At 69.5% G+C, this 13,408-nt stretch carries 12 protein-coding genes; 3 read left to right on the top strand and 9 right to left on the bottom strand.

Annotated elements, in window-relative coordinates; translation table 11 throughout:
- Positions 1-3: 3 nt before the first annotated feature.
- The 3 genes from JAV51_RS11630 to guaB form a co-directional block, all read right to left on the bottom strand.
- Positions 4-1,731 (bottom strand): GMC family oxidoreductase, encoded by a 1,728-nt coding sequence (locus JAV51_RS11630; RefSeq protein WP_197320703.1) that lies wholly within the window; start codon positions 1,729-1,731, stop codon positions 4-6.
- Between the two features lie 69 nt (positions 1,732-1,800).
- Positions 1,801-2,934, bottom strand: a complete 1,134-nt coding sequence (locus JAV51_RS11625) for a GuaB3 family IMP dehydrogenase-related protein (protein ID WP_197320702.1) — start codon at positions 2,932-2,934, stop codon at positions 1,801-1,803.
- Between the two features lie 55 nt (positions 2,935-2,989).
- Positions 2,990-4,531, bottom strand: coding sequence for an IMP dehydrogenase (guaB, locus tag JAV51_RS11620; protein WP_197320701.1), 1,542 nt, complete (start codon positions 4,529-4,531; stop codon positions 2,990-2,992).
- 109 nt (positions 4,532-4,640) lie between these two features.
- Here guaB and JAV51_RS11615 point away from each other — a divergent pair, with 109 nt between their 5' ends.
- Positions 4,641-5,027, top strand: a complete 387-nt coding sequence (locus JAV51_RS11615; protein ID WP_197320700.1) for a DUF5319 domain-containing protein — start codon at positions 4,641-4,643, stop codon at positions 5,025-5,027.
- 79 nt (positions 5,028-5,106) lie between these two features.
- On the opposite strand, the gene JAV51_RS11610 is transcribed toward JAV51_RS11615, so the two are convergent.
- From JAV51_RS11610 to JAV51_RS11595, 4 genes are all read right to left on the bottom strand, one after another.
- Positions 5,107-6,153, bottom strand: coding sequence for an anti-sigma-D factor RsdA (locus JAV51_RS11610; RefSeq protein ID WP_197320699.1), 1,047 nt, complete (start codon positions 6,151-6,153; stop codon positions 5,107-5,109).
- A complete protein-coding gene (locus JAV51_RS11605) occupies positions 6,153-6,725 on the bottom strand; it encodes a sigma-70 family RNA polymerase sigma factor (protein WP_005443388.1) in 573 nt (190 codons plus the stop codon). The genes JAV51_RS11610 and JAV51_RS11605 overlap by 1 nt, the downstream gene beginning before the upstream one ends.
- 312 nt (positions 6,726-7,037) lie before the next feature.
- A complete protein-coding gene (locus tag JAV51_RS11600) occupies positions 7,038-7,634 on the bottom strand; it encodes a response regulator transcription factor (protein WP_003073605.1) in 597 nt (198 codons plus the stop codon).
- A gap of 140 nt (positions 7,635-7,774) precedes the next feature.
- On the bottom strand, positions 7,775-8,713 hold the full coding sequence (locus tag JAV51_RS11595; protein ID WP_197320698.1) for a hypothetical protein: 939 nt from the start codon (positions 8,711-8,713) through the stop codon (positions 7,775-7,777).
- A 299-nt stretch (positions 8,714-9,012) separates the two neighbouring features.
- On the opposite strand from JAV51_RS11595, the gene JAV51_RS11590 reads away from it, so the two are divergent.
- A complete protein-coding gene (locus JAV51_RS11590) occupies positions 9,013-9,315 on the top strand; it encodes a WhiB family transcriptional regulator (protein WP_005443384.1) in 303 nt (100 codons plus the stop codon).
- A 136-nt stretch (positions 9,316-9,451) separates the two neighbouring features.
- Here the strand turns inward: JAV51_RS11590 and groL are convergent, their stop codons facing one another.
- Both groL and groES read right to left on the bottom strand, forming a co-directional pair.
- Complete coding sequence (gene groL / locus JAV51_RS11585) at positions 9,452-11,059, bottom strand: chaperonin GroEL (RefSeq protein ID WP_197320697.1); 1,608 nt, start codon at positions 11,057-11,059, stop codon at positions 9,452-9,454.
- A gap of 81 nt (positions 11,060-11,140) precedes the next feature.
- On the bottom strand, positions 11,141-11,434 hold the full coding sequence (groES, locus tag JAV51_RS11580) for a co-chaperone GroES (RefSeq protein WP_005443379.1): 294 nt from the start codon (positions 11,432-11,434) through the stop codon (positions 11,141-11,143).
- 356 nt (positions 11,435-11,790) lie between these two features.
- Here groES and JAV51_RS11575 point away from each other — a divergent pair, with 356 nt between their 5' ends.
- Positions 11,791-13,401, top strand: a complete 1,611-nt coding sequence (locus JAV51_RS11575; RefSeq protein WP_197320696.1) for an alkaline phosphatase — start codon at positions 11,791-11,793, stop codon at positions 13,399-13,401.
- Positions 13,402-13,408 lie beyond the last annotated feature (7 nt).

The following is a 13,408-nucleotide window of genomic DNA, read 5'->3' as shown; positions in this document are numbered from 1 at the left end:
GGCTCAGTCGCCGCTCCGCGCCGACAACCGCAACGCGGCGGGGGCATGCGCGGGCACGGCGGGCGACTTCGGCGGCACCGGGTCGACACGCCGGTACGGCTGCCCCTGCTCGGGCCTCGGGTCCGCCTCACCCTTGTTCGGCCACAGCGAGAACGCGCGTTCGGCCTGCGCGGCGATGGTCAGCGACGGGTTGACCCCCAGGTTGGCCGTGATCGCCGTGCCGTCGACGACGTGCAGGTTCGGGTAGTTGAACACCCGGTGGTACGGGTCGATCACACCGCTGTCGGGGTCGGTACCGATGGGCGTGCCTCCGATGAAGTGCGCGGTCAACGGGATGTCGAAGACCTCGCCCCAGGTGCCGCCCGCGACCCCGTCGATGTGCTCGGCGGTGCGCTGGTTCGCCTCGTAGCCCGCGGGGATGAACGTCGGGTTCGGCGCCCCGTGGCCCTGCCGTGACGTGTACTTGCGACGCCCGAACCAGGTCTTCTTCGTGTAGGTGGTGATGGAGTTGTCGAGACTCTGCATCACCAGCAGGATCACCGTGCGCTCGCTCCACCGGTAGGCGTTGAACAGCTTCGCCGTCTGCAGCGGATGCTTGCGCACGAACCGCAGCACCTGCCGCCACCGGGGGACCTCCGAGGAGCCGTCGGTAGCGACCGTCTGCAGCAGGCTCATGGCGTTGCTGCCCTTGCCGTAGCGCACGGGCTCGATGTGGGTGTTCGGGTCCGGATGGAACGACGACGTGATGGCCACGCCGCGGGTGAAGTCCCGGTTCGGGTCCACGGTGGTCCGGCCCGCACCGATGATGGCTTCGGAGTTGGTGCGCGTCAGCTCCCCGAGCCGACGCGACAGCCGCGGCAGCACACCCTTGTCGCGCATGTCGTGCAACAGTCGCTGCGTGCCCCACGTGCCCGCCGCGAGCACCACGTGCCCCGCGGTCAGTGTGTGCCGGAACCGTCGCGACACGGTGCCCGTCTTGCGGAGGTCCACCTCGAACGTGCCGTCGCCCCGGGGCCGCACCGCCGTCACCGTGGTCAGCGGGATGACCTTCGCGCCCCGCTGCTCGGCCAGGTAGAGGTAGTTCTTCACGAGCGTGTTCTTGGCGCCGACCCGGCAGCCCGTCATGCACGAACCGCACTCGGTGCAACCGACCCGGTCCGGTCCCACGCCGCCGAAGTACGGGTCGGCCACGCGCTTGCCCGGTTCACCGAAGTACACGGCGACGGGCGTCGGGTGATAGGTGTCGGCCACGCCCATGTCGGCCGCCACCTTCTTCATGATCTCGTCGGCCGGGGTCACCGTGGGGTTGGTGACCACGCCCAGCATGCGGCTGGCCTGGTCGAAGTGCGGCGCGAGTTCCGACTCCCAGTCGGTGATGTGGGCCCACTGCCGGTCGGTGTAGAAGGGCCGCAGCGGCCGGTACAGCGTGTTGGCGTAGACCAGCGAACCACCGCCGACGCCCGCGCCGGCCAACACCATGACGTCCTTGAGCAGGTGAACGCGCTGGATGCCGAAGCATCCGACGCTCGGCGCCCACAGGTACCGCCGCAGATCCCACGATGTCGACGCGAACTCGTCGTCGGCGAACCGGCGCCCGGCCTCCACCACCGCGACGCGGTAGCCCTTCTCCGTCAGTCTCAGTGCGGCCACGCTGCCGCCGAAGCCCGATCCGACGACCACGACGTCGTAGTCGACGGCGCGGTCCACACCGTGAGTGTTACGCCCAGTCACAGGCAGAGCGTAGACCGCGCAACCGGTTCCTGACCAGAGGTAAGTTACCGGCTGGTTACGCGGGATCGATCAGGCTCGAACCGCGAGCCCGACCTTCTGGAACTCCTTCAGATCGGAGTAGCCCGTCTTCGCCAGTGCCCGACGCAGCGCGCCGAAGAGGTTCACCACGCCCTCCGGGTCCGACGACGGCCCCCGCAGCAGCGTTTCGAGGTCGACGTCACGGCTCGGGCCCTCGGCCACGCGCGACCGCGGCAACGACGGGTGTGCCGCCGCAGCGGTCCAGTACAGCCCCTTGCCCGGCGCCTCCCGGGTGGCCGCGAGCGGAGCACCGAGCATCACGGCGTCGGCACCGCAGGCCACGGCCTTCGCGATGTCGCCGCTGCACGTGATGCCGCCGTCGGCCAGGACGTGCACGTACCGGCCACCGGTCTCGTCGAGGTAGTCACGGCGCGCTGCCGCCGCGTCGATCACCGCCGTGGCCATCGGCACACCGATGCCCAGCACCCGGTCGGTGCTGGTGACACCCGGGGTGTGGCCGTGTCCGACGATCACTCCCGCCGCGCCCGTGCGCATCAGGTGCATCGCCGTCCGGTAGTCGCTGACGCCGCCCGCGATCACCGGCACGTCGAGGTTCGAGATGAACTCCTTGAGGTTGAGCGGGTCGCCGTCGCGTGCCACGTGCTCGGCCGACACGATCGTGCCCTGCACCACCAGGACCTCGACACCCGCGCTGAGCAGGACGGGCGTCAGCTCGGCCGCGTGCTGCGGACTGACCCGGGCCGCCACCGTCACCCCGGAGTCGCGCACCGTGCGGATCGCCTCGGTGAGCAGCCCCTCCTGGATCGGCGCCGAGTGCAGCTCCTGGAGCAACGCACCCAGCTCGGCCCAGTCGGCACCCCGACGAGCGGCGTCCACGACCCGGCCGAGCGCCTTGTCCGCGTCGGCGTGCCGGGCCCACACGCCCTCCGCGTTGAGCACACCCAGCCCGCCGAGCTTGCCCACCGACACGGCGGTCTCCGGGGAGACCACGGCGTCGGTGGGGTGGGTCACCAGCGGCAGGTCGAATCGGTACGCGTCGATCTGCCAGGCGGTGGAGACGACCTTCGACGACCGCGTGCGCCGCGACGGCACGATGTCGATGTCGTCGAAGTCGTACGACCGCCGGGCTGTCCGGCCCATGCCGATTTCGACCAGATCCCGCACGTGAAATCCCTTCTGTTCTTCGACCGCGAGGCGGCGTGTGAGGCGGGGGTGCGAACTACCGCGAGGTGTAGTTCGGCGACTCCACCGTCATCGTGATGTCGTGGGGGTGGCTTTCCTTGAGCCCGGCCGACGTGATGCGGACGAGCTGGGCGCGCTGCAGCTCCGCGATCGTCGCGGCCCCGGCGTAGCCCATCCCCGAACGCAGTCCGCCCACGAGCTGGTGCACCACGCCCGCGAGCGGGCCACGGAACGGCGTCCGCCCCTCGATGCCCTCCGGCACGAGCTTGTCCTCGGACAGCACGTCGTCCTGCGCGTAACGGTCCTTCGAGTAGGAACGACCGCCGCCCCGCGACTGCATGGCCCCGAGCGAACCCATGCCTCGGTAGATCTTGTACTGCTTGCCGTTGACGAAGACCAGCTCACCGGGAGCCTCGGCGGTGCCCGCGAGGAGGCTGCCGAGCATCACCGACGACGCACCGGCCGCGATGGCCTTGGCGATGTCACCGGAGTACTGGATGCCGCCGTCGCCGATCACGGGGATGCCGGCGGGCCGGCACGCCTTGTCGGCCTCGTAGATCGCGGTGATCTGCGGGACGCCGACGCCCGCGACGACCCGCGTCGTGCAGATGGAGCCGGGTCCGACGCCGACCTTCACCGCGTCCGCGCCCGCGTCGACGAGCGCCTGCGCACCCGCACGGGTGGCGACGTTGCCGCCGACGACGTCGACCTTGTCGCCCAGCTCCTTCTTCAACCGGGCCACCGTGTCCAGGACCCCGCGGGAGTGTCCGTGCGCCGTGTCGACCATGAGCACGTCGACACCCGCGTCGGCCAGCGCCATGGCGCGCTGGAACCCGTCGGCACCCACGCCCACGGCCGCACCCACGACCAATCGGCCGTCGGGGTCCTTCGTGGCGTTCGGGTACTGCTCCGTCTTCACGAAGTCCTTGACCGTGATGAGCCCGCGCAGCTTGCCGTCACCGTCGACGATCGGCAGCTTCTCGATCTTGTGGCGCCGCAGCAGGCCGAGCGCCGCGTCGGCCGTGACGCCCACCTGGGCCGTCACGAGCGGCGCCTTCGTCATCACGTCGCGCACGGGCTTGCTGTAGTCGACCTCGAACCGCATGTCGCGGTTCGTGATGATTCCGACGAGCGTGCCCGACGCGTCCGTCACCGGCACACCGGAGATGCGGAACCGGGCGCACAACGCGTCCACCTCGGCGAGCGTGTCGTCCGGCGAGCACGTGACCGGGTCGGTGACCATGCCGGCCTCGGACCGCTTGACGACCTCGACGGCCTGAGCCTGTTCGTCGATCGGCAGGTTCCGCTGCAGCACACCCAGACCACCCTGCCGCGCCATGGCGATGGCCATGCGCGCCTCGGTCACCGTGTCCATCGCCGCGGACACCACGGGGATGTTCAGCCGGACGTTGCGCGTCAGGTTGGTGCTCGTGTCCACGCCGCTGGGAATCACGTCCGACTCGGCGGGAAGCAGCAGAACGTCGTCGAACGTCAGGCCCAGCATCGCGAACTTGTCCGGAACCCCACCGGCATCCTCCGACACGGAGGACAGACCTGAGGGCACGGTGTCATTCGTCATGGGTGGAGCTGACCTTCCTCGGCAGGATGAACCGTCCACGAAACCCGCGGACCCTTTTATCGATGGTATCTGGACGCAACCCGGGGACGGCCCGGTACCGTGCAGGATCGTGCCACACGAAGTGTTGCCTCCGGATCCGTTCGCCGACGACCCGAACGACCCAGCCAGGGAGTTCGCGGCGCTGGACGAACCCGCTGCCGAACCGATGAGCCCGGAAGAACGCTCCGAGCTCCTCGCGGACCTGTCGGACCTCACGGTCTACCAGGCACTGCTGGAGCCACGTGGAGTGCGGGGCATCGTGGTGGACTGCGGCGAGTGCGAGCAGCCTCACTACCACGACTGGCATCTGCTCCGGGCGAGTCTCGAACAGCTGCTCTCGGACGGGCACATGCGGCCCCACGAACCGGCGTTCGACCCGAACCCCGCCCTGTACGTCACCTGGGACTACTGCCGCGGGTTCGCCGACGGGATCACCGCCACCGAGAGCGCTCACTGACGGCACAACGCGACCGACGCCCTCCCTCGCGGAGGGCGTTCGTCGTGTCGGGGGGTCTTCGAGCGCGCCGGTCGGGCGCTCAGCCGGTGAGGCTCCAGCTCTCGCGAGAGGCCGACGTGTCCGAGCGGCCACCCGACTCGTCCTCGCTGGGGCTGTCCTCGGTGCTGGTCGGCGGCGTGGTCGGCTCCGTGGACGACGGCGGTTCGGTCGTCGGGATCGACGAGGTCTCGTCCAGCTCGGGCGGGACACTGTGTTCCGACGACTCCGGCGACGTGCCCGACGGCGTCGAGGGGTTCGACTTCTCCGTGCTCGACGTCACGTGCGACGACGAACTCGTCGGAGCCTCGGGCGCGTTGTCGGGCTCGTCGAGCTGGGCCATCAGCTCGGTGTGCCGGGCACGCAGCTTGGCCAGCTCGTCCTCGCCGGTGACGCCTTCGAGCGCCTCCTCGGCCTCGTCGAGCGCCGCCCGCGCGTCCTCGTACCGCTGCTGCGCAATGGCCAGGTGCGCGGCCTCCAGATCGATGCGCACGGACGCCGCGGCCTCCACCGACCGCGCGTGGTCGGCGTAGAGCACCTTGCTGAGGCCCCACAGCGTGTCGCCGGGCTGGGCGTCCCGCGCGGCGAGAGCGGTCCCGGTGAAACCGATCGCCAACACCGCCGCGGCGGCGGCCACGGGAACGAGCATGCGCCTGCGCCCGCGCCCACGGGCGCTGTGCGCGACGGCGGCGGTGCGCACCGTCGTGACGGCCGTCTCCGTGTCGACCAGCTCGGGCAGCGCCTCGCTGTCCACGTCCCGCCGCCAGGCGAGCAGCAGCGCGCTCAGTTCGTGGTCGCCGAGTCCGTCGGCGACCCGGGAGTCTGCGCCACCGAGAACGTCGAGCAACGCGTCGTCGGCCTGGATCGAGGAGAGATCGGTGAGCTCGACGTCACTCCGCTCGACGTCGGCGTCGTCCCGCGTCACTGCCTCGTCGGACCTACTCGTCGTATCCGACCCGTCGGCGAGGTCCGACACCTCTCCGGAGTCGTGGGAGTCCCTGGACGTCGTGGCCTCGTCGCGGCCGTCGATCCCGAACCGGTGGTTGTTGCCTTCGTGGTTGTCGCCGTCGACACCGTCGCGTTCCGTCATCAGACCACCTCCTCAGCGGCCAGCGCCTTGCGTAGCCGCGCGAGGGCGCGATGCTGGGCGACCCTGACCGCCCCGGGCGTCGACCCGACGGCGTCCGCGGTCTCCTCCGCGGACAGCCCGACGACGACCCGCAACACCACGATCTCGCGTTGTTTGTCCGGCAGAACCTGCAACAACTGCGACATCCGTTCGTTCAGCTCGCCCTGGAGAGCGCGTTGCTCGGGGCCGACGTCGCCCTCGACCTCGTCAGGGACCTCGGCGACCGGCTCGGCGCGGTTGCGGGACGCGGCGCGATGCGCGTCGGCGACCTTGTGCTGGGCGATCCCGTAGACGAACGCCAGAAAGGGGCGGCCTTGATCACGGTACGAAGGCAATGCCGTGAGCACCGCGAGACACACCTCCTGGGCGACGTCGTCTGCCGAAGCGAACGTGCGCTCCTGCCTGCCAACTCGGGCGCGGCAGTACCGCACCACGAGGGGACGGATAGCGGCCAGCAGCCGCTCGACCGCCTGAGGATCTCCCTCCACAGCGGCGGCGACCGACTCGTCCAGCCCATCCCCCACGTTGGCCATCGCAGACAACAGTCCCGGTGTTACGTCTAGGCGTGCATAAACAACGGCGTGCGGCTGTCGAAACCGTCGCCACCACGCCGATGACACCTACCGTACCTGCCGGTACCGCTCGATATCGCCGACGGTCGCTTCCGGGCCGACTCCGCCACGCCACCTGCGACGACGGACACTACCTCAGAGCGGACCATGTCGACGATCGTCAGCTTTCCGGCGACAGTTCGTCGCCCTACAACGTGACACGCCACACCGGCGTGCCGGCGTGGCGTGTTCGGGGGGATCAGGGACACTGCGGAGTTGGCGACACAGACCCATTCAGGAGACGAGACCGCGTCGGAAGCCGTGGGCCACGGCCTGGGCCCGGTCGCGCACGCCGAGCTTGCGGAACAGCCGACGAGCGTGGGTCTTCACGGTGTCTTCGGACAGGTAGAGCTCACGACCGATCTGTCCATTGCTCTTGCCCTGGCTCATCCCTCGCAGCACCTGCAGTTCACGCTCAGTGAGCTGGACACCGGGGTCGGAGGGCTGACGGGGCGCGGGCACGGACGTGCTGGCGAGCGTGTGCGCGAGCGCGGCGACGAGCTCGGGGCGCGAGGCGTCCCACCGCAGGTAGCCGCGAGCACCACCGGCGATGGCGGCGGCGATGCTGCCGGCGTCGTCGGGGGCACCGAACACGATGACGTTCGCCTGCGGGTTGGCAGAGACCAACCGACGCGTGGCCTCGACACCGGTCGGCACGGCACGCTGCGTGCCCACCAGCACGACGTCGACGGGCTGGCGGGAGTACCGGGCGAGCAACTCGTCACCGTGCGCTACACAGTCGATGCGACTGACGCCGGGAACAGCGGACATCACGCGCGTGAGCCCTTCACGGACACTGCGTCGGTCGTCGCAGATCAAGACCGTCGTCACAGGGGTTCCTTCCTGCAGCCGGGTGACATTCCTCTTCCCCTATCGGACGCTTTAGGTGTCACCTTGACACGATCCGGTGGCTTTTTTTGGGAGATTCTTCGCCCGGATGTCGGCATGGCCCCTCTCGCCCAGGAAACGGCCTAGATCGGCACCCATGGCGAGTCGCGAGCCAAGCGACGTCCCACCGGATCGGTGGACTCCAGCAACTCGTTCAACTCGTCAGTAGTTCTGGAGCGATTCCAAACTGTCAGCTCGTGATCAGTTTCGAGATCGGCAAGAAGTGCGCGAGCGGGCCACGTCAGTGATCGCCATCCGTTTTGTTCCGCCGACGACAATGCGGATTTCACGAGACGCCGCGCCCGATCCTCGTCCCCGGTTTCCCGGCGCGCCGCCAACGCGGCCCCGAGCACCATGGCCGACTTGGCGGCGTGACGGTCCGCCCCGTGGCGTTCCGAGACCTCCAGAGCGCGTTCCGCGGGCGAAATGCTGTCGGCAGGCCGCCCCGAGGCGAGGGCGAGCTCGGCTCGCACCCAACCGAGGCGGGTCTCGGTGCGCCAGGAGCCACTGACGGCCACCACCCCGGCCGCCCTCTTCAGCAACACCGCCGACTCGGCGAAACGACCCAACCCGAGGTGATCCGCCGCCAGCCCGATCAGGGCGTCGGCGAGCGCCCCCGGAACATCCAGACCATCGGGGTCCTCCGACTCCCACCCCGGGGACGTCGAGTGCAGCTCACGCGCCTCACCGGCCTCGATCGCCCTGCGCAGGGCGAGACCGTCGAGCCGCAGCGCCGCGGCGTGCCCGCCGAGCTGTCGCCGATGCGACGCCAGGGCGGACGCCGCCAGGGAGGCCACCGCCCCACCACGACGGCTCAACGGTTCCAGCAACGTCGTCGCCGCGGCGTACCGCCCACACGCACCGTGCACCACGGCCTCCAGCCACTGGCACCGCTGTGCCTCCTGCACAGCCGACGCGGACGACGAGCCGGCACCACCTCCATCCGGAGCCTGGCCCCTCTGAGTCGCGGCTCGGCTTCCACCGAACGCGGCGACTCGCAGCACTTTTTCGACGATCGGCATGCCCTCATCGTGACCCGGACGAGTGCACGACGGCACAGCGGGTAGGGCCTTATTCACCCTCGAAATACAACTGGATCACCTGGTGAAACTCACGCGAGTGAAACGATTGCGCCATTTTTGGGCGCCGTGTCACCGATCACTGTAGACGGACACGCCTATCGGCTGATTCCACTGACAGGCCTTGAACATTCGCCGGATGGGCTTCTAGCGTTACGGCCGTTGCACCAAATGGAGTAGTCACACTACGACAACTGCACAATCCGGCCGCGTGGTGCCGGATATCGGAGGCGGTCACGAAAATGGCAGACACGCGCAGACTCCCTGGCCCGAACGCCGATGTTTGGGACTGGCAACTGGAGGGAGCTTGCCGGGGGATGGACAGCGGCTCGTTCTTCCACCCCGATGGGGAGCGGGGGCCGGCACGCGCACGACGGGAGGCCCGGGCGAAGGCCATTTGCCACACCTGCCCGGTACTCCAGCTGTGCCGGGAGCACGCACTCGCCGTGCACGAACCGTACGGCATCTGGGGTGGACTGTCCGAGTCCGAACGAGACGCCATCATCCGGTCACAGAAGCGGTCACTGACGCTGACCGCGCGGTGACCCGTTCTCGCGGGACCTTCCCCACCCGCGACGAAAGCCCGTCCGGAGAGCTGGGCGAGTGATCCGGGCGGAAACGACGAACGGGGCGGCACTCACGTCGAGTGTCGCCCCGTTCGCCTTGTTGATCGGTCGGCCGTCAGTGCGCGTGACCGTGACCGGTGTCGTCGCCGCTGTCCTCGGGCTTGTCCACCACCGAGCTCTCGGTGGTGAGCACGAGACGGGCGATCGACGCCGCGTTGGCCACCGCCGAGCGGGTGACCTTGACCGGGTCGATGATGCCCGCGGCGAGCAGGTCGGTCAGCTCACCCGTGGCAGCGTTGAGGCCCTCGCCCCACTTCTGCTCCTGCACCTTCGACACGATCACGGCGCCCTCGTGGCCCGCGTTGGTGGCGATCCAGAAGAGCGGAGCCGTGAGAGCCTCACGCACGATCTTGACGCCGAGCGACTCGTCGCCGCTCAGGCCGAGGTCGTCGAGCTCCTTGGCGATGTGCGCCAGAGCCGAACCACCGCCGGGGACGATGCCCTCCTCGACCGCGGCCTTGGTGGAGGCGACCGCGTCCTCAATGCGGTGCTTGCGCTCGCTCAGCTCGGTCTCCGTGGCAGCGCCCACCTTGATGACCGCGACCCCGCCGCCGAGCTTGGCGAGCCGCTCCTGGAGCTTCTCACGGTCCCAGTCGGAGTCGGTGGTCTCGATCTCCTTGCGGATCTGGGCGATCCGGGCCTGGATGTCGTCCTTCGTGCCCGCACCGTCCACGATCGTCGTGGTGTCCTTGGTGACCTCGACGCGACGGGCCTTGCCCAGGACCTCGAGCCCGACCTCGGACAGCTTCAGGCCGACCTCGCTGGAGATCACCTGAGCGCCCGTGACGACCGCGAGGTCGTCGAGGAACGCCTTGCGACGGTCGCCGAAGAACGGCGCCTTGACCGCCACGGCACTGATGGTCTTGCGCACCGAGTTGACCACCAGCGTGGACAGCGCCTCGCCGTCGACGTCCTCCGCGATGATCAGCAGCGGACGCTTGGCCTCGGCGACCTTCTCCAGCAGCGGAAGCAGGTCGGCCAGCGCCGAGATCTTCTCGCGGTGGAGCAGCACGAACGCGTCCTCGAGGATCGCGCGCTGCTCCTCCGGGTTGGTGGCGAAGTGGGCCGACAGGTAGCCCTTGTCGAACTGCACGCCCTCGGTGATGTCGAGCTCGGTCGCGAGCGTCGACGACTCCTCCACCGTGATGACGCCGTCCTCGCCGACCCGCTCGACGGCCTCGCCGAGCAGCGCGCCGATCGCGGAGTCACGCGAGGTGACCGTGCCGACCTGGGCGATGTTGTCGCGGCCCTTGACCGGGGTGGCCTTGGACTTCAGCAGCTCGACGACCTTGTCCGCGGCGGCCTCGATGCCCCGGCCCAGCGCCGTGGGGTTCGCACCGGCCGCCACGTTGCGCAGGCCGACACGCACCAGCGCCTGCGCCAGCACGGTCGACGTCGTGGTGCCGTCGCCGACCACGTCGTTGGTCTTGGTGGCGACGTTCTTCGCGAGCTGGGCGCCGAGGTTCTCGAACGGGTCGTCGAGCTCGATCTCGCGAGCCACGGTCACGCCGTCGAGGGTGATGGTCGGGCCGCCGAACTTCTTGTCGAGCACGACGTGCCGACCGCGCGGGCCGAGCGTCACCTTCACGGCGTCGGCGAGCTTGTTCACCCCGCGTTCGAGCGCCCGACGAGCGTCCTCGTCGAAGTTGATCTGCTTAGGCATGGAAAAACCTCTCTAGAGACACGAAACGCCCCGGTACCCCGGCATGAGCGGGGCCCGGGGCGTTTCGACGCAAGGCGGTCGTCAGTTGATGACGGCCAGCACGTCGCGGGCGGACAGGATCAAGTACTCCTCGCCGTTGTACTTGACCTCGGTGCCGCCGTACTTGGAGTAGATGACGACGTCACCTTCCTTGACATCCACGGGGATGCGGTTGCCCTTGTCGTCGACGCGGCCCGGGCCCACGGCCAGAACCTTGCCCTCCTGGGGCTTCTCCTTGGCGGTGTCGGGGATGACGAGCCCGGAAGCCGTCGTCTCCTCGGCCTCGCTCGTCTGGACAACGATCTTGTCCTCGAGCGGCTTGATGTTCACGCTCACCGGTGTGACCTCCACGGGTCTTCCAAAGCGTTGGCAGGTACCTAGTTGGGTACGGCTCCTACCACCCCCGCCGTCGCGGGTGCCGGGGCGTGTGCGGTGCCGTGCAATTAGCACTCTAGCCATCGGAGTGCTAGCCGCGCAACCAGGGTGAGGTGACGTACTCCTGCCTGGTCAGCGCGCTGCCGACGACGCGCCCGCCTGGACGGTGAGCCACGAGCACGGCGCTCGTCGGCACTGCGATCCACCTCACGCACACCGGAGTTTCACCTTCCGGTGACGCTTCCGGGACCGGAACGGCCACCCGACGACGCCAGGCTGGAGAAGGTCCGACAGCCGAACTTCGTGGGGAGACCACCATGTCCGCTTCCACCGGAGGAAAGTCGACGACGTCCAGGCCGAGCCGCCGCCAGGTGCTCCTCGGCGGAGCAGCCCTCACCGCGATCACCACCGCGAGCGTCCTCGGTTCGCATCCCACCGCCCGCGCCGCCGGGACCCGCGGTGCGGGCGCGCCCCTCCGTGGCGACGTGTTCACCCTCGGAGTGGCGTCCGGCGAACCCGACCAGCACAGCGTGGTCCTGTGGACGCGCCTCGCCCCGACGCCGCTCGCCGACGACGGACTCGGTGGCCTGGGCCGGCGCGCCGTCACCGTGCAGTGGGAGATCGCGCACGACGAACGGTTCCGCCACGTCGTACGGCGTGGCCACGAGACCACCGGGCCCGAGGCCGGGTACGCGGTCCACGCCGAGGTCGCGGGGCTGGAACCCGGCAGGGAGTACTTCTACAGATTCCGGTGTGGACGGTTCCTCTCCCCGACCGGGCGCACCCGCACCGCCCCCGCGCCCGGCGTGCTGGGAACGGGCCTGATGATGGCGTTCGCCTCCTGCGCGCAGTACGAGCACGGGTACTTCACCGCCTACCGCCGCCTCGCGGAGGACGAACCCGACCTGGTGCTCCACCTCGGCGACTACATCTACGAGTACGGCCCCGGCGCCCACGTCTCGCCCGACGGCGTCGTGCGTGACCACCGAGGTCCCGAGACCGAGACCCTCGCCCAGTACCGACAGCGATACGCCCAGTACCGCACCGACCCCGACCTGCGGGCCGCCCACGCCGTCGCACCCTGGCTCGTCGTGCCCGACGACCACGAGGTCGACAACAACTGGGCGGGCTACGTGCCGGAGCATCCCCAACCGAACTTCGCGGCGCGCCGGGCCAACGCATTCCGGGCCTACTACGAGAACATGCCGCTGCGTCGCCGGAACAAGCCGACCGGCTCCCGGATCCGGCTCTACCGCACCGTGGCGTGGGGCTCGTTGGCGAACTTTCACATGCTCGACACCCGCCAGTACCGCGACGACCAGGCCTGCGGCGACGGATGGAAGGTGTGCGAGGACGCCGCCGACCCGACCCGCACACTCACCGGCGACGACCAGGAACGCTGGCTGCTCGGGCAGTTCCGGCGCTCCCGCGCCCGCTGGGACGTCCTCGGGCAACAGGTCTTCTTCGCACGCAAGGTCAACGACGAGGGCGCGATGAGCATGGAAGCCTGGGACGGCTACCAGGGCTCGCAGGACCGCGTCAGCAGGGGCTGGGTGGCCGCGGGCGTGCGCAATCCCGTGGTGCTCACCGGCGACGTCCACACGCACTGGGCCAACGAACTCAAGGCCGACTACTCCGACCCCGACAGCCCCGTCATCGGCACCGAGCTGGTCACCAGCTCCGTCACCTCGGGCGGCGACGGCGCCGACTCCGACCCTGCCGACCACCCCGACCTGCAGCGCAACCCGCACATCAAGTTCCGCAGCACCCAACGCGGGTACGTGCGGACGCGCCTCACACGCCACGAGCTACGCGCCGACTTCCGGGTCGTCGATCACGTCACGCGCCCGGGAGCGCCCGCGCGCACCCGCGCGTCGTTCGTCGTCGCCGACCGACACCCCGGACTGACCGAGGTCAGCCCCCGTTGAGCCCGGG

It is taken from the genome of Saccharomonospora sp. NB11, from assembly GCF_015910535.1.
In the GTDB taxonomy this organism is placed as follows: domain Bacteria; phylum Actinomycetota; class Actinomycetes; order Mycobacteriales; family Pseudonocardiaceae; genus Saccharomonospora.
Note: the sequence above shows the minus strand (reverse complement) of the source record. Positions and strands in the feature narration are given on the sequence as shown.

Coding starts and splice junctions, on each gene's coding strand:
- guaB (WP_197320701.1), bottom strand. CDS start 4,531: ATGACGAATGACACCGTGCCCTCAGGTCTGTCCTCCGTGTCGGAGGAT.
- JAV51_RS11610 (WP_197320699.1), bottom strand. CDS start 6,153: ATGACGGAACGCGACGGTGTCGACGGCGACAACCACGAAGGCAACAAC.
- JAV51_RS11605 (WP_005443388.1), bottom strand. CDS start 6,725: ATGGCCAACGTGGGGGATGGGCTGGACGAGTCGGTCGCCGCCGCTGTG.
- JAV51_RS11595 (WP_197320698.1), bottom strand. CDS start 8,713: ATGCCGATCGTCGAAAAAGTGCTGCGAGTCGCCGCGTTCGGTGGAAGC.
- JAV51_RS11590 (WP_005443384.1), top strand. CDS start 9,013: ATGGCAGACACGCGCAGACTCCCTGGCCCGAACGCCGATGTTTGGGAC.
- groL (WP_197320697.1), bottom strand. CDS start 11,059: ATGCCTAAGCAGATCAACTTCGACGAGGACGCTCGTCGGGCGCTCGAA.
- JAV51_RS11575 (WP_197320696.1), top strand. CDS start 11,791: ATGTCCGCTTCCACCGGAGGAAAGTCGACGACGTCCAGGCCGAGCCGC.